At 70.2% G+C, this 16493-nt stretch carries 18 protein-coding genes and 1 pseudogene; 8 read left to right on the top strand and 11 right to left on the bottom strand.

Annotated features, from left to right (window positions below):
• Positions 1–123: 123 nt before the first annotated feature.
• Positions 124–1044: a LysR family transcriptional regulator gene (locus F9B16_RS13255; protein ID WP_151540329.1), complete on the bottom strand. Its 921-nt coding sequence runs from the start codon at positions 1042–1044 to the stop codon at positions 124–126.
• Positions 1045–1179: 135 nt separating this feature from the next.
• Here F9B16_RS13255 and F9B16_RS13250 point away from each other — a divergent pair, with 135 nt between their 5' ends.
• The 6 genes from F9B16_RS13250 to F9B16_RS53575 all read left to right on the top strand — a co-directional run bounded on the left by F9B16_RS13250 (position 1180) and on the right by F9B16_RS53575 (position 5340).
• On the top strand, positions 1180–1941 hold the full coding sequence (locus tag F9B16_RS13250) for an SDR family oxidoreductase (RefSeq protein ID WP_192808766.1): 762 nt from the start codon (positions 1180–1182) through the stop codon (positions 1939–1941).
• A gap of 72 nt (positions 1942–2013) precedes the next feature.
• Positions 2014–2907 (top strand): SDR family oxidoreductase, encoded by an 894-nt coding sequence (locus F9B16_RS13245; RefSeq protein ID WP_151540328.1) that lies wholly within the window; start codon positions 2014–2016, stop codon positions 2905–2907.
• 60 nt (positions 2908–2967) lie between these two features.
• Complete coding sequence (locus F9B16_RS13240; RefSeq protein ID WP_151540327.1) at positions 2968–3876, top strand: alpha/beta hydrolase; 909 nt, start codon at positions 2968–2970, stop codon at positions 3874–3876.
• 35 nt (positions 3877–3911) lie between these two features.
• A complete protein-coding gene (locus tag F9B16_RS13235; RefSeq protein WP_225991598.1) occupies positions 3912–4856 on the top strand; it encodes an NADP-dependent oxidoreductase in 945 nt (314 codons plus the stop codon).
• A 59-nt stretch (positions 4857–4915) separates the two neighbouring features.
• Positions 4916–5188, top strand: a complete 273-nt coding sequence (locus tag F9B16_RS13230; RefSeq protein WP_192808765.1) for a hypothetical protein — start codon at positions 4916–4918, stop codon at positions 5186–5188.
• Between the two features lie 26 nt (positions 5189–5214).
• A complete protein-coding gene (locus tag F9B16_RS53575; protein ID WP_264159700.1) occupies positions 5215–5340 on the top strand; it encodes a hypothetical protein in 126 nt (41 codons plus the stop codon).
• Between the two features lie 208 nt (positions 5341–5548).
• On the opposite strand, the gene F9B16_RS13225 is transcribed toward F9B16_RS53575, so the two are convergent.
• A complete protein-coding gene (locus F9B16_RS13225; protein ID WP_151540325.1) occupies positions 5549–5926 on the bottom strand; it encodes a MerR family transcriptional regulator in 378 nt (125 codons plus the stop codon).
• Positions 5927–5995: 69 nt separating this feature from the next.
• On the opposite strand from F9B16_RS13225, the gene F9B16_RS13220 reads away from it, so the two are divergent.
• On the top strand, positions 5996–6724 hold the full coding sequence (locus tag F9B16_RS13220; RefSeq protein ID WP_151540324.1) for an SDR family oxidoreductase: 729 nt from the start codon (positions 5996–5998) through the stop codon (positions 6722–6724).
• An 838-nt stretch (positions 6725–7562) separates the two neighbouring features.
• Here F9B16_RS13220 and F9B16_RS13215 read toward each other — a convergent pair.
• The 7 genes from F9B16_RS13215 to F9B16_RS13190 form a co-directional block, all read right to left on the bottom strand.
• Complete coding sequence (locus F9B16_RS13215) at positions 7563–8273, bottom strand: alpha/beta fold hydrolase (protein ID WP_225991597.1); 711 nt, start codon at positions 8271–8273, stop codon at positions 7563–7565.
• A 159-nt stretch (positions 8274–8432) separates the two neighbouring features.
• Positions 8433–9872, bottom strand: a complete 1440-nt coding sequence (locus F9B16_RS13210; RefSeq protein ID WP_151540322.1) for a dihydrolipoyl dehydrogenase family protein — start codon at positions 9870–9872, stop codon at positions 8433–8435.
• 1 nt (position 9873) lies between these two features.
• Positions 9874–10002, bottom strand: a complete 129-nt coding sequence (locus tag F9B16_RS53570) for a hypothetical protein (RefSeq protein ID WP_264159699.1) — start codon at positions 10000–10002, stop codon at positions 9874–9876.
• 201 nt (positions 10003–10203) lie between these two features.
• Positions 10204–11166, bottom strand: a complete 963-nt coding sequence (locus tag F9B16_RS13205; protein WP_151540321.1) for a class I SAM-dependent methyltransferase — start codon at positions 11164–11166, stop codon at positions 10204–10206.
• Positions 11167–11298: 132 nt separating this feature from the next.
• Positions 11299–12735 (bottom strand): FAD-binding oxidoreductase, encoded by a 1437-nt coding sequence (locus tag F9B16_RS13200; protein ID WP_151540320.1) that lies wholly within the window; start codon positions 12733–12735, stop codon positions 11299–11301.
• Positions 12736–12801: 66 nt separating this feature from the next.
• Complete coding sequence (locus tag F9B16_RS13195) at positions 12802–13443, bottom strand: chorismate mutase (protein ID WP_225991596.1); 642 nt, start codon at positions 13441–13443, stop codon at positions 12802–12804.
• A gap of 85 nt (positions 13444–13528) precedes the next feature.
• Entirely contained in the window at positions 13529–14101 is a 573-nt protein-coding gene (locus tag F9B16_RS13190; RefSeq protein WP_151540319.1) for a hypothetical protein, read from the bottom strand.
• 113 nt (positions 14102–14214) lie between these two features.
• Here F9B16_RS13190 and F9B16_RS13185 point away from each other — a divergent pair, with 113 nt between their 5' ends.
• Positions 14215–14817: a TetR/AcrR family transcriptional regulator gene (locus tag F9B16_RS13185; RefSeq protein ID WP_151540318.1), complete on the top strand. Its 603-nt coding sequence runs from the start codon at positions 14215–14217 to the stop codon at positions 14815–14817.
• On the opposite strand, the gene F9B16_RS13180 is transcribed toward F9B16_RS13185, so the two are convergent.
• Together F9B16_RS13180 and F9B16_RS13175 are read right to left on the bottom strand one after the other, a co-directional pair.
• Positions 14804–15238 carry a VOC family protein gene (locus F9B16_RS13180; RefSeq protein WP_151540317.1) on the bottom strand — a complete coding sequence of 145 codons (435 nt, stop codon included), beginning with the start codon at positions 15236–15238 and terminating at the stop codon, positions 14804–14806. The two genes, F9B16_RS13185 and F9B16_RS13180, sit on opposite strands and share 14 nt — an antisense overlap.
• Before the next feature lie 19 nt (positions 15239–15257).
• Positions 15258–16013, bottom strand: a pseudogene (locus F9B16_RS13175) (transposase family protein).
• Between the last annotated feature and the right edge of the window lie 480 nt (positions 16014–16493).

Below are 16493 nucleotides of genomic sequence, written 5' to 3'. Positions count from 1 at the left end.
CAAAAGCGGCTCGATCCGCCGCCACGCCGCATCGGTCAACTCATGCCGTCGCACCACGACACACCATCAACCCACACCCACCAGATCGTCCTCAGCAAAACACCAAGATCTACCGGACAGGCTCTAGTGCCGGGTCGGCTCCGGCAGTTCGGAGGTGACGGCGCGGATGGCGTTCCGGAGCCAGCGCTGCCCCAGGTCGTCGTCGAGCCGGGGGTGCCAGGCCATCTGGTAGCCCAGTGGGCGGATTTCCTCGGGAGCGGGCAGGATTCGGACGCCGGGGTCCGGATGTTGCTCTGCGAGTAGGCGCCCGGGCAGTGTAAGGATCAGCCGGGTGCCCGGGACCGAGCGCAGGGCCAGCGAATGGTAGGGGACGGTCAGTCCGGCCCGGCGGTGCTCTCCGAGGTCTTCGAGGCGTTGCTCGATCGCGGTCTGGCGCTCGCCGATGGTGCCGACGATGACATGGGTGGCGTCCAGGTACTCCTCCAGGGCGATCGCCGGATGTTCGGCGAGCGGGTGGTCGGCGGAGAGCACGCAGACGAACCGGTCGTCGAGGAGATGTTCGGTGTGCAGGGCGGGGAGTGGCGTTGATCTGGCGAAGAACACCAGGTCGACGACCCCCCGGTCGAGGTCCTCGTAGATGGCGTCGTGCCAGGTGCGGAAGTGCAGTGTGGAGCGCGGCGACTCCCGGAACACACGCTGGAAGACCGCGGGCGCGAACACCTGGGTGAAGTCGGTCCCCGCGACCCGGAAGGTCTCGGCGGCCTCGGCGGGGTCGAACCGCTCCGGGGCGAACAGGCTCTCCAGCCGCGGCAGGACTGCCCGCAGCTGACGCTGGACGCGCTCGGCCCGCGGGGTGAGCCGGTACCCGCCCGGCGTGCGCACCAGCAGCTCGTCGCCGAGCGTGTCCCGTAGCCGCTGGAACGCCCGGCTCATCGCCGGCTGGCTCATTCCGGCGACTTCGGCTGCGCGCGAGACATGCCGCTCCTCCAGCAGTGCGGCCAGCGGAGCCAGCAGATTGAGGTCGACCCGTTCAATATGCACCACTCGAATAACTTACATCTAAATAATGCATTGGACAAATACTTGCAGGTGACGGAGGGTTGATCCCGTCGCCGGGTGGTCCGCCCGCGAACTCGCACAAGGCCAGGCGTCCGCCCGGACGCCGGATCAGGAGCAGTGATGAACGACGCGGTATCGCAGAACGGATCCAGCCGGCCCAGGGTGGCCGTGGTGACCGGCGGCTCGGGCGGCATCGGGGGCGCGGTCGCGCGCCGGCTGGCCGCGGATGGCATGGCCGTCGTCGTCCACTACGCGGGCAGCGCGGCGAAGGCCGAGGCGGTCGTCGAGTCGGTCACCGCAGCCGGCGGCACGGCGGTGGCCCTGCCCGGCGACGTCGCCGAGCCGACGCAGATGACCGGACTCTTCGACGCCGTGGAGGAACGTTTCGGGGGCGTCGACGTGGTCGTCAACACTGCGGGGATCATGCTGCTGGCCCCGCTCGCCGAGATGGAACTGGAAGCCTTCGACCGCATGCACCGGGTCAACGTCCGGGGGACCTTCGTCGTCTCCCAGCTCGCGGCCCGCAGACTGCGCCCCGGCGGCGCGCTGATCAACTTCTCCACCTCGGTGACCCGGCTCCAGCAGCCCGATTACGGCGGCTACGCGGCGACCAAGGGCGCGGTCGAGGCCATGACACTGATCATGGCACGCGAGCTGCGCGGCCGGGATGTCACCGTCAACGCGGTGGCTCCCGGGCCCACTGCGACACCGCTGTTCGTCGAGGGCAAGGGCGAGGAACTGATCGCCCGAATCGCCGCCGCCGCACCGCTGGAGCGGCTCGGCACCCCCGAGGACATCGCCGAGACCGTCTCCTTCCTGGCCAGGCCCGCCGGTCACTGGATCAACGGCCAAGTGCTGTTCAGCAACGGCGGCATCGCCTGATCCTCTCCACCACTTCCGCCTCCCTTCTCCCTCTCCGTTCCTCCCCTTCACTCCTCCGATAGGAGACCCACCATGTCGACTGTGCTCATCACGGGTGCCGCCACCGGCATCGGCAACCTGACCGCGCGAGCCCTGGCCCGGGCCGGTCACCGCGTCTACGCCTCAATGCGAGCCCCCGGAACCCGCAACTCCGCCCCCGCCGAGGAACTGCACCGCCTGGCCCAGGCCGAGCGGCTCGACCTGAAAGTGGTCGAACTCGATGTCACCTCGCAGGAGTCCGCCGACCGCGCGGTGGCGGCCGTGCTCGAGAACGCGGGGGCGCTCGACGTCGTCATCCACAACGCCGGGCACCTCGTCACCGGCTACGTCGAGGCCTTCACCGCCGAGGAGATCGCCCATCTGGTCGACGTCAACACCCTCGGCGTCCAACGGCTCAACCGCGCCGCGCTGCCGCACCTGCGCGGGCAGGGCAGCGGCACCCTTCTCTACGTGGGCAGCACCATCCCGGTGACCACACCGCCGTTCCTCGGCCCGTACGTGGTCTCGAAGGCGGCGATGGACTCGCTGGCCCTGGTGACCTCCTACGAGGTGGCCCCGCTCGGTATCGAGACGGTGATCGTCATGCCGGGAGCCTTCACCCAGGGCACGGACCACTTCCCCAAGGCGGGACGGCCCGTGGACGCCACCGGTGTCACCGCCGGCTACCGGACATTGGACCCCCTGGTGGCCCGCAACGAGCAGGCCACGGAAAGTCTGTTCACCCCAGGCACGCAGGCAGCCCCCTCGGCCGTCGCCAAGGAGATCACCAGGATCTTGTCCCTGCCCTTTGGCGAGCGCCCTTTCCGCAGCGTGGTGGACCTGACCAACTCCCTGGTCGAACAGGCCAACTCCGCCGTGCTGGAGGCACGCACGGACTTCGTGCGGCGCATGGGCTTCGAGGAGGTCCTGCACGTCACCCGGGCGTAGGCCGCCCCGCGCCCGTTCCGTCACCGATCACATCACCTCCCCTCGCAAGGAAACGACGACATGACCCGTAGCCAACTGGACTCCGTCTCCGACCTGTTGCTCAACTCGCCGCTGGACCTGGGCGGCGACGTGGCCAAGATGCGCCGCGTCTTCGAAGAACTGCTCGGCGCCGCGCCACTGCCCGGCGACGTCCGCACCCGGACCGCCGACCTGGGCGGGGTGCCCGCCGTCGAGGTGCGCGCCGGCGCCACCGCGCCGACGGCCGCCACCCTGCTCTATTTCCACGGCGGCGCCTACGCGATCGGCTCCGCCGCCGCCAGCGTCGGCCTGGTCTCGGAGATCGCCCGGCGCACCGCGGCCACCGCCCTGTCCGTCGACTACCGGCTCGCCCCCGAGCATCCTTTCCCGGCCGCGGTAGACGATGCGCTGGCCGCCTACCGGACGCTGCTCGACCGAGGCACCCCAGCCGGCTCGATCGCGGTCACCGGCGAGTCGGCCGGCGGCGGCCTCGCCCTCGCCCTGCTGCTGGCGATCCGGGACGCGGGGCTGCCGCAGCCGTCGTCCGCGATCGTCCTGTCCCCCTGGACGGACCTCACCCAGTCCGGCGGCACCATGACCACCCGGGCCGACGCGGATCCGGCGCTCACCCGCCGGGCCCTTCAGACCAGGGCCGCCGACTACCTCGCCGGGGCGGATCCACGCACCCCGCTGGCTAGCCCCCTGCACGCCGATCTGCGCGGACTGCCACCGCTGCTGATCCAGGCCGGCGGCCGGGAGATCCTGCTCGACGACGCCCTGCGCTTGGCCACCCGGGCCGCCCACGCCGACGTCTCGGTCACCCTGCAGACCTTCCCCGGAGCGCCGCACGTCTTCCAGGGCTTCGCCCCGCTCGTCGCCGAGGCGGCGCAGGCCCTCGACCAAGTCGCCGCCTTCATCAACGGCCACGTCCAGCCGGAGGGACGCCCGTGAAAGCCGTACGTTTCCACCGCTACGGAGACATCGACGTGCTTGGCGTCGAAGACGTCGAGCCGCGTCCGCTGGGCCCGCGCGACGTGCTGGTACGGGTGCGGGCCGCCGGGATCAACCGGGGCGAGGTCAAGATCCGTACCGGCGCCTTGCACGAGCGGTTCCCCGCGACGTTCCCCTCCGGACAGGGCAGCGACCTCGCCGGCACCGTCACCGCGACCGGGGCCGCAGTGACCGGCTGGGCGCCCGGGGACCCGGTTCTCGGCTGGTCCTGGGAGCGATCCAGCCACGCCGAATACGTCGTCGTCCCGCACGACCAGCTCGTCCGCAAGCCCGACGGGCTCCCCTGGGCCGCCGCAGGCGCCCTCTACGTCGCAGGCAGTACCGCCTGGGCCGCAGTCACCGCTGTCGATCCGAGGGCGGGCAAGACGGTCGTGGTCAGCGGGGCCACCGGCGGGGTCGGCACCATCGCCGTCCAACTCCTGCGCCTGCGCAGGGCGCACGTGATCGCGATCGCCTCCCCGCGGCACCGGGACTGGCTGGAGTCCCAGGGCGCCACCCCCGTCCACTACGGGAGTGGAGTCACCGAACGCCTCCGCCGGACGATCGAGGGCGACGGGACCGGCACGGCGCACGCCTTCCTCGACTTCCACGGCGGCGACTACCCGCGGACCGCACTCTCCCTGGGGGTACCGCCACGCAGGGTCAACACACTCGACTACGGGAACACGACCACCCTCTGGGCAAGGTCGTCCTCCTCCCAAACGCCGTCCCCAACAGCACCGAGAGCAGCGACGCTTGAACTGAGCCCGGGCGAGCCTGGCTCAGGCGAGGGCGGCTCCGGCGAGCGACCCCCAGCATCAGGCGGCCCCGCGGCGGTGTCGGCGGGGTTCTTCCGAACGTGTCTCCAGCCGTCATGTAGCGCTGAGGTAGATCACGGTTGCGGTTCGCGGTCGTCACGGGTGGGGCATACCGGGAGGTAGTGCGGGTGGCGGGTTCGAGCGTGTTCCTGGTCTCGGGGATGGTTCGGGCGAATGGGCTGTTGGCCGATTACGACTGGGCGGGGCGGACGATCGAGCGGCACCGGGGCCAGATCAGGGAGGCTCTGGGGTTTCGGGAGTCGACCCGAGCTAATGAGGACGAGCTGATCGAGTGGCTTGCGGCGGAGATCTGCCCGATGGTGCTGGCCGATGAGGGGGTGCGGGCGGGGCTGCTGGCGCGGTGCCGCAAGCTGCGGATCGAGCCGCCAGTCGGGGCGAGCGGATCGTACGTTCGTGCCGGGCGCGGTTCGAGCGGGCGTTCTGTGAGCAGCTGACGGCGCGGTTGTCGGCTGAGTCCAGCGTGGCGCTGCTGGAGCCGGCGACGGGCGCGGACGGGTTCTTGACGGAGTTGAAATCCGATCCGGGGCGGTTGGGGTTGGAGATGCTGCTGGAGGAGATCGTCAAGCTGCGGCGGGCCAAGGCGTGAGGGTTGCTGGCGGATCTGTTCGGTGGGTTCTCCGAGCGGCTGGTGGCGTCTTGGCGGGCCCGGGCGATGGCCTCACATCCCTCGGACTCCGCGGCCAATCCCCAACCGGTGCGGCTGACGTTGCAGGCGGCGCTGGCGTGGATGCCGACACGGCGATGTCCTAGTACTCCAGCCGTAGATCGCTGGTGCGACGCCCGGCCGACCGCGCTTACGGGTGCGTGTCCGTGATGGCGATGACCTCGTCGAGGCGGTCCAGGGCACCCTGCAGGTCGTCGACCTTGGCCTGGATGCGATCGCGCTCGGCGCGCAGCATGGCTCGTTGCTCGGCGTCGGTGTGACCGGAGTCCCAACACGGAAGGAGCTCCGTAATCCTTCGGCTGGTCAGACCGGCGGCGAACATCTGCTGGAAGAAACGGACCCGGGAGATGGCGTCCTGCCGGTAGAGGCGCTGGCCCGATGGGCTGCGCTCCGCGATGAGCAGCCCCTGCTCCTCGTAGTAACGCACGGCGCGTACTGAGACGCCGGCACCCCGTGCCACCTCCCCGATGCGAATCAGCCGCTCGCCCGCAGCCTGACCGACGGTCATGGTGACTCCCCCCAGGCCTGAAGGCCACACTTGCCCCTAACGTTAACGTCAGGTTTTAGCGTACCGGGCATGGACATCAACAACTCAGTCGCCCTTGTCACCGGAGCCAACCGCGGCCTGGGCCGCGCCTTCGCCCAGCGCCTGCTCGAACGGGGCGCCCGCAAGGTCTACGCGACGGCACGCCGGCCGGAGACCGTGGACCTACCCGGGGTCGAGGTGCTGCCCCTCGATATCACCGATCCCACATCCGTGAAGGCCACCGCAGAGGCCGCCCGGGACGTCTCACTGCTCATCAACAATGCCGGGATCCAGACGGGGACCGACCTGGTGACCGATTCGCTGGACGCGGTACGGCATGAGCTGGAGACCAACGTGTTCGGGCACCTGGGAATGATCCGTGAGTTCGCGCCGGCGCTCGCCGGGAACGGCGGGGGTGCGATCGTCAACGTCCTCTCCGCCATGTCGTGGTTCGGCGGCAAGGGCTCCAATGCCTACCACCTGACCAAGGCCGCCGCCTGGGCCATGACCAACGGCGTCCGCCTGGAACTCGCCGAACAGGGCACGCTCGTGACAGCAGTGCACCTCGGACTCGCCGACACCGACATGGCCGCGGGCTGGCCCGTGGACAAGATCGCGCCATCGGATCTGGCCGACGCGGCGCTCGACGGTGTCGAGGCAGGCTCCGCCGAGGTCCTCGCCGACCAGTGGAGTCGGGACGTCAAGTCCCGGCTGCCGCTGACGCCAGAAGAGTTCAACGCCGCGATGGACCGAGCCCTGGCGGCGCTGATCGCGGTCTGAGCGGCCTCTCGGGCGGCGCGGACTTCGGTCGGTTGCTACTGGGGTCGGTCAACTCAGACTTCATCCACAGTTGTGGATCTTCATGTTGCGGCCTCGCGCCAGCGGTAGCAGCCTGGCGTCGGCAAGCCCGGGGCCTGGACGCCGGCAGCCGCCCTCGGGGGCCGACCTTGTGACGGCCGCAAACGGCACCTTCGTACTGGACTGAGGAGCGCCGATACCCACCGTCCAGCGGCTGCCGGAGCCTCGGCGAGCGGCACGGACCTTGACCGGGCCACGGCCGACGGTGTCGGGTATCTGCTGTCCCGATCGCCTCACGGCGCACGACGCCAGGGCGATCGGGACCGCACCCGCCGGACAAGCATGCCTGCCTCACGAGTTGTGCTCTGTTCCAGCAAGCCGATCCAGAACGGCGTGTACGTCGTCCTGGACCGGCTGGGTGCCGATTACAGTCCCCGCCCGCTCACCCTCTTACCACTGGATAGGAGATCGAGGCGAGCGGCCGCCACCGCCGTCATCGCCGCGGTAGTGGCCATTCTTCGCAGATGTCGGATCGTAATTCCCGCACTGCCGTGCCCGGCGGCCTCCAAGATAGAGCCGCCGGGCACATCCATTTCCAGTCGCCCGGGAGGGACGCCGCTCGAACCGGCGCGGGCAGCTCGGCCTTAGCCAGCCGGCGGACCGACCTCAGCCGCCACGACGATGCCGATGTGCAGGGCGGATAAGGCCTGCCGGATCTGCACACGAGTCATCGGCGCGGTTCGGGCGTGCGTGGTGACCGCGTCATCCAGGGGCATGAGCTCCCCGCGGGTCGGCACCAGGTGCCCGCCGGGTGCCGCGGTCACCGTGCGGCACGCTCGATGATCTCGGTGACGGCGCCGGGACGGCTGAGCATGACCGAGTGCGAGGCGTCTACCTCTGTGGTGCGGGCGTTGGCCCGGGCCGCCATGAAGCGCTGCACGTCGGGGTTGATGGCGTGATCCTGTCGGGTGATGAGGGCCCAGGAGGGGATGGTGCGGAAGCCCTCTTCGGCGCTCGGGTCGGTGACGGCCCTGGTGTTGACGGGCCGCTGGGTGATGGCGAGTTCGGCGGCGGTGGTCTTGTCGAGGTCTCCGGCGAAGGCCGTGCGGAACTGGGCCGGGTCGATGGTGACCTCCGTGCCGCCGGGCACCGGGGTGGAGACCAGCGGCAGCGCCGGTGTCGACTTGGCGGCGAGCTCACCGATGGTCTCGCCCTTGGCGGGAATGAACGCGGCGATGTACACCAGGGACTTGACGTCGGTGGCGGAGGTCGCGGCGTTGGTGATGAGGGCGCCGCCGTAGGAATGGCCGACCAGCACCTTGGGTCCCTGGATCGTGGTCAGGTAGCTGCTGAGGTAGGCGGTGTCGCTGGTCAGGCCCTGCAACGGGTTGGCGATGGCTCGCACGGGATAGCCATCGCCTCGCAACCGCTCGATGACCCGACCCCAGCTTGAGGAGTCCGTCCACGCTCCATGGACGAGCACGACCGTCGGTTTCGGCGGTCCGGCCGGCTTGCCGATGTCGGTCGCCATGGCGGGTACCGTCACGCTGAGCAGGGCGACCGCAGTGGCGCCGGTGATGGCGGCCCATCGGGGAATGCGAAAACGCATGATAGATCGGTCCTTTCGCGAATAGATGATGCTGATGTGTCGTCCCGTCGTTCGCGGCGGGGCGGGTATTCGGCGGAGTGGTCAGCGGCCGTAGGTCTCGAGCAGCCGGAGCCACACCTCGCTGATGGTGGGGTAGGCCGGAACCGCGTGCCAGAGCCGGTCCAGCGGAACCTCGCCGACGACCGCAATAGTCGCCGCATGCAGCAGTTCGGCGACGTCGGGGCCGGCGAGCGTGAAACCGACGATGACCTTCCGGTCCTCATCGACGACCATGCGCGCGTGCCCCCGGTACCCATCGGCGTGCAGGGCGGATCCGGCGACGGCGCCCAGGTCCTGGTCAACAACCCGGGTCCGCAGTCCGGCGGCCGCGGCGGCGGCCGCGGTCAGCCCGACCGACGCGATCTCCGGTTCGGTGAAGATCACCTGCGGCACCGCGCGTTCGTCGGCCGTGGCCGCATGCCGGCCCCACCGTCCGTCTTCGACCGCTTCGCCCTTCGCACGGGCCACGATGGCGTCGCCGACGGCTCTGGCCTGGTACTTGCCCTGGTGGGTCAGCAGCACGCGCCGGTTGACGTCCCCGGCGGCGTACAGCCACCCGTCACCGATCGGCGTCCCTTCCTCCCCGACGACCCGCAGGGTGTCGTCGACCACGAGCCAGGCACCCGGCGTTAGACCGATGGCGTCCAGACCGACGTTCTGGGTGTTCGGGGTGCGGCCGACCGCGACGAGGAGTTCGTCGGCCTCGATCGTCTCCCCGTCGGTGAGAGTGATGTGGACCGTTCCGTCTTCGTCGCGCTTGACGGATGCGGCCTCCGCGCCGAGGCGCACCGACACACCGGCGTCCTGCAATGACCCGGTGACCAGCTCACCGGCGAACGGCTCCGCCATCGGCAGCACACCGTCGCGGGCCAGCATCGTCACCGACGCGCCCAGCCCGGTGAACGCGGTCGCCATCTCCGACGCCACCACGCCGCCGCCGATGATGGCGAGCCGCCCGGGAACCGCGGTCGCGGCGGCCGCCTCCCGGCTGGTCCAGGGCGCCGACTCGCGCAGGCCGGCGATGTCGGGGACCAGCGCGCCGCTTCCGGTCGCGATGACGACCGCGTGCCGCGCGGTCAGCGAGACGGTCGCGCCGTCCTCGCCGGTCACCTCCACGGCCCGGGCGGAGCTGATCCGCCCCTGCCCGCGGTACAGCGAGATCCCCGCCTGGCCGAGCCAGGACACCTGCCCGTCGTCCTTCCAGTTCGAGGCGAAGGAGTCGCGACGGCGGAGCACGGCCGCCACGTCCAGGTCGCCCGTCACCGCCTCACGGGCGCCGGGCACCCGCCGGGCCGCCCGAAGCGCTGTCCCGCTCCGCAGCAGTGCCTTGGTCGGCATGCAGGCCCAGTAGGAGCACTCGCCGCCGACCAGTTCCCGCTCGACGATCGCGGCGCTCAGACCGCCCTGCACGATCCGGTCGGCGATGTTCTCCCCCACCGGGCCCGCGCCGATGACGACCACGTCATACATCGTGGTTTCCATGTCAGAGCTCCTTCGCGGCGGCGCCCAGTCGCCGGTCGGCCATCGTGCGGTGGGCGGCGCCCACGGCCAGCTGGTCGAGGCCGGACACGATCGCCCAGGGGAGGGCGAACCCGAACCGGGTGAAGGACATCCGGCGCAGGGCCGGCGCGATCCCGGGGGCGGTGGATGAGGTTAAGGCGGTCACAACGATCCCTTCGAGTAATCAGTGGACAGAGAATTGATGCGGTACTGTCTCCGGCGCTTCAGCGGCGGGCACCACAAACCCGGACCGGCCCGGCGCACGGCCGGGGGCCGGCTGGGTGCCTCGGCGCCGCTTCCTGCGGCATCGGCGTCAGTCGCGCCGTGCCGCGACAAGGACGGGTCCTCCCGGCACTGTGGGGAATTGCCGTGCATCCCGCAGTCCGTGCATGGTGAGGGTCTTCGTCATCCGGTCCGCGCCGTAGGCGTTGCCGCCGTTGCGTGTGGCGTGCCAGCCCGCGACGGCCCGGCGCAAGGGGTCGGGGGCCGCCGGGTTGGTGCCGACGACGATCCAGGCGCCCGGCTTCAGAGCTTCGATCAGCCGTGGCAAGGCCCGGGTCAGGGCGGCCTCCGCCAGAAAGGGCGCGGGCAGCCAGACCATGTCGTAGGCGGCTTGCTCCGCCACGTCCACGGCGTGGGCGTGACGCAGGGTGATACGGCCGGCAGCCTCGGTGCCCGCGCCGGCCAGTTCCTTGCGGGCAAGTCCCAGCACGCGCTCCATGACGTCAATGCCGACGACCTCGGCGCGGGGGAACGCCTCCGCCAGGGCCAGCGCCAGAGCCCCGATCCCGGTGCCGATGTCCAGGATGCGGCTGCCCCGCCCCTCCAGCCGCTCCGCGAGACCGGGCAGCGCGGGGACGACCTTGCCGGCTATGGCGCGGCCGGTGCCTGCGGACGCGCGACCTTGATTGCGCAGCACCTCGTCGTCCTGGTCCGCCCAGCCGCCGGCCTCGCCAGGCTCCCCCGCAGCCGCCGCCACTGCTTGCCGCAGCGAACTCAGACGCGCCTGCGCCGCGCTGCGGTTCGTCGGGCCGTCGGGGTACTGGTACGACGAGTGCAGCATCAGTGTCTCGCCGTCTCGCTGTATCAGCCCTACCGCTTCCAGCACGGCTGTGCGCTGCGGGTCGGCCGCCAAGACGTCGGCCAGCGGCTTCGTTGCGGCATCGTCCAAGGTGGCGATCAGGGCCGCCAGTGCCCAGGTCGCGGCCTCCAGGCCGCCGGACGGGTCGTCGCTCAGATCCAGGGACAGAACCGAGGACGGAGATGGCTTGGACATGCGCGGTCCTTTGCTGATTGTGGGCTGCGAGGGAGGCCTTGGCCAGGACGGGGCCGGTGAGGTTCAGCGGTTCGCGGAGAAGGCAGTGCCGATTGCGCACGGCGCACCACCGTGATCGGCTAAAAGGTGGCGTCAGACCGTCGTCGAAGCGGTCCCCTGGGCGTCGTTGGGGAGCGGTGTGCCGACGAACACCGAGTCCGGGTCCATCGCGGATTTGATGGCGAGCAGGCGTTCGGTGTTAGGCCCGTAGGAGCGGGCGACCTGATCGGGGGTCTCCGGCCCGAGGAAGTTCACGTATCCACCCGGCAGCGAGAACGGCTCGAGCGCTGCATGCAACTGCTCGACCCAGCGTAGATGGCGTGCCTCGCCGTCGTCGTCGACAGTGATGTCGGCGTCCTTCTCCCACAATGAGATCAGCTCCGCCATCTGGTGCGGTTCGCGCCGGCCGAAGGCCGTCGCGTCGAGCGGTACCCGGGCGGCGGCCCCATGGAACTGGTGCAGCAGGATCGCGGAGAACGGTGAGGTGAACGCTTGAGCGCCCTGCACCAGAACATCGGTGATGGAGCCTGAAATCCTGGATATGTTGCGGGAGCGAATGGCGCCCATCCGCCCGACCGGGAACATGGCATCCGTCGCAGCCAGCCCGGCGGAACGAGTGGTCCGCCCGATGTCGACCAGCGATGGCGTGCCCAGCCGGGTCAGCGCGTACACCGGCCCGTTCTCGGCGGCTCCTTCGTCCAGGTTTCCCGACCACGTGGGCGCGACGTAGACCACAGGGGCTCCGTCCGCCCCGGGAAGAAGACCCACGTCCACCGTCAACTCGTCCGGGCAGCCCTGGAGGATCTCGGCGAGATCGGCAAGAACGCGAGGGGCCTGCGAAATCGGGTAGAGAATGGTTCCGGCCACGACGGTCGGTACGGGGTGCAGACGGATCCGCGCCGACGTCACGACACCGAAGTTGCCGCCCCCACCGCGCAACGCCCAGAACAGGTCGGATTCGTGCTCGGCGTCGGTGTCCATCCTGGAGCCGTCGGCGAGGACGACCTCGGCGCCGAGCAGATTGTCGGCCGCGAGCCCGAATCGCCCGGTCAGCGGCCCGTAGCCGCCGCCCAGCGTGAGTCCGACCATGCCCACGGCGCCGGCCGTCCCGGTGACGGCGGTCAGGCCCGCGCGCTCGGCGGCGGCCACGACGCCGGACGAGAGTGCGCCACCCTCCACCGTCGCAACGCGCCGGTCGGCGTCGACACGGACTCCGCGCATGTCGGCCAGATCGATGACCAGCCCCCCGGGGCGAAGCGCCCGCCCCCAGAAGTCGTGTCCGCCACCGCGTACCGACACCGGCACGCCGTGCTCGCGAGCCGCCCGTACAGCGGCCTGTACGTCGCCTGTGGTCCCGCACCGCACGACCACAGCGGGACGAATGTCGACCGCCCCGTTGAACAGCGTCACTGACCTGACATGGTCCGGGCCGTCGGCGAGCACGCGGTCTGAGGTGATCATGGAACGCAGGTCCGCCAACAGCGCGGCGCTCACTTCGTCGCTGCGATCGACATCGAGGCGTCGTGCCATGGTGACCTCCTATGTATGGAGCATTCGTTAAAACGGCGCCGCATGATTCCCACGCTCGCCCGGTAGTCAGGTCATGGGGGCGGCGCACACCGAGTGCACCGCCCGCCTGAGCGCTTGGCGGTGAAGGGCGTCCAACCGTTCCAGCACCGTGCCGGAACCGGCGGCCACAGCGAGTTGCACGGCGCATGCCGTCGGCTCGTCGCGCACTCCAACCGTGGCCTTGAGCTCGCGGAGCAGGTCCGCGGTCAACTGGTCGAGCCGCGTGCGGATCCGCCCGAGATCAGGACGGGTCGTCGGGGCTTCTCCGGGGTGCGCGGACCAGCGCGCGAACAACCCTTCCTGCACGAGCTTGCTCGCGGTGATCTGGTCCTGGAAGAAGGCCGTCGCCGACACCGGATCGAGTCCGAGTTCGCCGGCTCGGCTGCGCACTTGTTCCAGAACTTGCTGCTCGCGTGCGGGGTCGTCGATCGGTGAGCCGGTACCGAACTTGGACGCAGCCACGTCGTCGCTCACGCGGAGCCGCTGGATGACGAGACCGGTCAATTGGCCGAGCCCGCCGGGCGATCTGTCCGGGTCGAGGGCGTCATTCGAGGAGTCGGCGTCCATCGGTGCATTTGCAGCGTCGGCTTGGGGAAGGGGCACTTGCGCCGCGGCGAGCATCAGTGCGGTGACTGCGAGACCGCGCGCCGCGATCCTGCTCGAAATCACTGTCGGCCTTCCTCTCGATGTTTCGATCGTGACGCACCGGCCGTCTCGGATATGCCATGGCCGGCCGCCCGGACACGGTTCTGGATCAGCTGACGCTGTGTCGGCCGCCGTTCGCGGCCCGGCCGAGACGGATCGCTGAGATCAGGAAGAAGATGCCGCCGGGGATGGCGTAGCCGGCGGCGTTGGTCAGGGTCGGGTCGTCCGCGGAGGCGCCGATGATGAACGAGCCGCCGGCGAGCACGGAGATCGCACCGCTGATGATCATGGGCCACTGGCCGCCCATCGTGCGGCGGGTGACGCCCACGATCAGCTGGACCAGCCCGGCCACGATCGCCCAGGCGCCCCACACCCGCAGCACCGCCGGGATGCCGGACGCGCAGGCGGCGGCCACGCCGGCGGCGGTGAGCAGGCTGACCGCGATGTTCACGTACAGCAGCACGGGCGATCCGGTGGCGCGGGACGCGCGGGCGTCGATGACGGCGGCGGCCACGTCGAACAGCGGATACAACACGAGCAGGGTGACCGCGAGCGGACCCAGGTCCGAGGCCGTCGTGAACATCGCGAGGGCCCAGACGATGGCGAATCCGAAGCGGACGAAGTACAGCCGCCGCAGGCTGAAGGCGGTACCGGCGATGCCGCGCGAAGCGATGGTGGTCACGGTGGTCCCTTTCAATCAACGAAGAAGAACGAACGTTCTGTCTCGCTCAGCGTCGCAGCGCCACCGCACACCTGTCAAGACCGAACGTTCTACCTCTCGCTAGGATGTCCCTCATGAGGCAAGAACCCGCAGGCCGCCCCTCCGAGGCGCGCTCCCGCCTGCTCGCCACGGCGACCCGGATCTTCTACACAGAGGGGATCCACTCGGTCGGAATCGACCGGATCGTCGCCGAGGCCCACGTGACGCGGGCCACCCTCTACCGGCACTTCTCCAGCAAGGAGGACCTCGTCCTCGCCTATCTGGCCGAAGTCGACCAGGCCACCCGCGCCCAGGTGGACGATGCCGTCACCCGCAGGCTGGCGGCGACCGACACCGTCCGGGCCCTCGGCGAATCCATCGCGCAAGGCATCCGCTCCCCCGGCTTCCGGGGATGCGCGTTCCTCAACGCCGCCGCCGAATACCCCGACCCCGATCACCCGGTGCACAAGGCCGTCCTCGCCCACCGGCAATGGTTCCTGGACACCGTGACCGAGCTGCTGGCACGCGTCGGGGAGGCGCCCGCCGAACCCGCCGCCCGGCACTTCGTGATGCTGCGCGACGGCGCCATGGCCGCCGGCTGCCTCTTCGACCCGGAACTGATCTGCGAGACCTTCCTGCGAGGCGTCGACGGCCTGCTGGATGCTCATGCGGCAGCGGGCAGTGTCAGGCCGGCCTGAGACAGAAGGGATATCCGGCCGGGCTGGAGTACACCAGGGAGCCTTGCCGGGCGGAGACGTTGACATCGTCGGACGGTCGCAGCCGGCGGCCGCCGGCGTCGAGTACGCGTTTGTCCGCGCTCACCGGATCGTCCGTGGCGAGGTCGAAGTGCATCTGCCGTGAGGCACCGTCGGGCCACTGCGGCGATACGTGCCCGGTCGCATGCTGGAGCACGATCACGGGAAAGCCGCCGATCCGCGGGAAGTGGTGCATCGCCGTCTGTGACGCGTTCTTGCCTGCCTTGATGGCCAGCTTGCGGGCGATCTCGGAGACCGGGACGCCTTTGTCCTTCAGCGCGCTTGCGAAGATGGGCATGTCGTCGCCGATGGCCTTCAGCCGGCCGCCGTGGTTGCTCTTGGCAGCTCCAGCCTGCTGGCCCACCAGTGAGCTCTTTCCAACTTCAGTTGGCGTGATGGTGCAGGGTGAGGATCGCCTGGACGATGGCGGTCAGCCGGGCCGGTGAGCAGCGTGCATGGCGCGGGATGTGCCAGCGTTTGAGGGTGGCGGCGCCCTGCTCGCCCCGTGCTCGAACCTTGGCGTGGTGCCGGTTGAACAGCTTCTTGCGCCGGCCGAGTTCGCGGCCCTTGCCGCGGCGGTAGGGCGTGCCGGCCGCAACACCGGCGCCGATGTAACCCTTGTCGGCGTAACAGGCGATCGCCCATCGGGTGCCGTGGACGCGGGCCGGCGGTCAGGTCGTGGGTGGAGCCGGGCAGCGCCGCCGACGCCCAGATCAGGCGGCCGTGCGGGTCGGTGAGGAACTGGACGTTCACGCCGTGCCGACGATGTTTGCCGGAGTAGAACAGCCGGTCGTCGGTGCCCGAGAGCCGGTCGATCGACACCAGCGTGCCATCTAGAATCACATAGGCCTTCCGGGCCGCGATGCGCATGGCCGCGCGCAGGTCGGGCGCCTGTTCAGCGAGTAGCTCGATCACCTCGGTGAGGTAGCGGTGGGCCGCGGCCAGGCCGACGCCGAACGCGGCGGCCAGGGCCGGAAAGGTCTCGTTGCGGCGCACGTGCACCAGGACCAGCGGGGCTCGGCGTCCGGCGGGCAGCGCCCGACATCGCGGCCGATCCGGCGGCGATGGTCGCGGACGAGACCGGCCACATATCTACGGGACGCGGGCGACAAAATCCAGCACAGCGCGACCAGGTGCAGGACGCGGATCGACTCCGTGACACCGGTCCCGGTTTTCGGGATGGCATGGGCCTTGTCTGCAGGACGGCCTCGGCAGCAGCGTAGGAGTCCAGCGGATCAGCCTTCCCCTTGGCCCTGCGCTGGCGCCGGTCAGGTCGGTTGACCTCGACCACCCGGACCTTCTGGCAGGCCAGGCCTGCTCGGGCTCGGCTTTCTCCGGCGCCGAGACCGCGTACGGTTCACACGGCCAAGGCCTCGCGGCGCACGGAGGACGGTGCCCTGGGCTTCGGTGAGCTTGAGGTACTGCGCGGCACCGGTTGTCTTCCGGCTCCCGGAACGCGGTGAACAGGTCGTCCAGGGCCGCGCGGGTCGAACGCGCCCTGGCGTTCATCGGCACTGATGACGTGCGCGTGGTGGTAGCCGGCCAGGGCGGGTCGGTGTGCACCGGCGAAGCGGCCTCCGCCGATTCCGGCTCCGGGTGCAGCTCGGGGAACGGCCCGG

It is taken from the genome of Actinomadura montaniterrae, assembly GCF_008923365.1.
In the GTDB taxonomy this organism is placed as follows: Bacteria; Actinomycetota; Actinomycetes; order Streptosporangiales; family Streptosporangiaceae; genus Spirillospora; species Spirillospora montaniterrae.
The sequence above is the reverse complement of the archived record's forward strand: the minus strand, read 5'-3'. Positions and strand labels throughout refer to the sequence as shown.

What these genes read in the sequence shown, in the direction of transcription:
- F9B16_RS13250 (WP_192808766.1), top strand. Translation starts at nt 1,180, where the DNA reads ATGAACGACGCGGTATCGCAGAACGGATCCAGCCGGCCCAGGGTGGCC.
- F9B16_RS13245 (WP_151540328.1), top strand. Translation starts at nt 2,014, where the DNA reads ATGTCGACTGTGCTCATCACGGGTGCCGCCACCGGCATCGGCAACCTG.
- F9B16_RS13240 (WP_151540327.1), top strand. Translation starts at nt 2,968, where the DNA reads ATGACCCGTAGCCAACTGGACTCCGTCTCCGACCTGTTGCTCAACTCG.
- F9B16_RS13225 (WP_151540325.1), bottom strand. Translation starts at nt 5,926, where the DNA reads ATGACCGTCGGTCAGGCTGCGGGCGAGCGGCTGATTCGCATCGGGGAG.
- F9B16_RS13220 (WP_151540324.1), top strand. Translation starts at nt 5,996, where the DNA reads ATGGACATCAACAACTCAGTCGCCCTTGTCACCGGAGCCAACCGCGGC.
- F9B16_RS13215 (WP_225991597.1), bottom strand. Translation starts at nt 8,273, where the DNA reads ATGGCGACCGACATCGGCAAGCCGGCCGGACCGCCGAAACCGACGGTC.
- F9B16_RS13210 (WP_151540322.1), bottom strand. Translation starts at nt 9,872, where the DNA reads ATGGAAACCACGATGTATGACGTGGTCGTCATCGGCGCGGGCCCGGTG.
- F9B16_RS53570 (WP_264159699.1), bottom strand. Translation starts at nt 10,002, where the DNA reads ATGTCCTTCACCCGGTTCGGGTTCGCCCTCCCCTGGGCGATCGTGTCC.
- F9B16_RS13205 (WP_151540321.1), bottom strand. Translation starts at nt 11,166, where the DNA reads ATGTCCAAGCCATCTCCGTCCTCGGTTCTGTCCCTGGATCTGAGCGAC.
- F9B16_RS13200 (WP_151540320.1), bottom strand. Translation starts at nt 12,735, where the DNA reads ATGGCACGACGCCTCGATGTCGATCGCAGCGACGAAGTGAGCGCCGCG.
- F9B16_RS13185 (WP_151540318.1), top strand. Translation starts at nt 14,215, where the DNA reads ATGAGGCAAGAACCCGCAGGCCGCCCCTCCGAGGCGCGCTCCCGCCTG.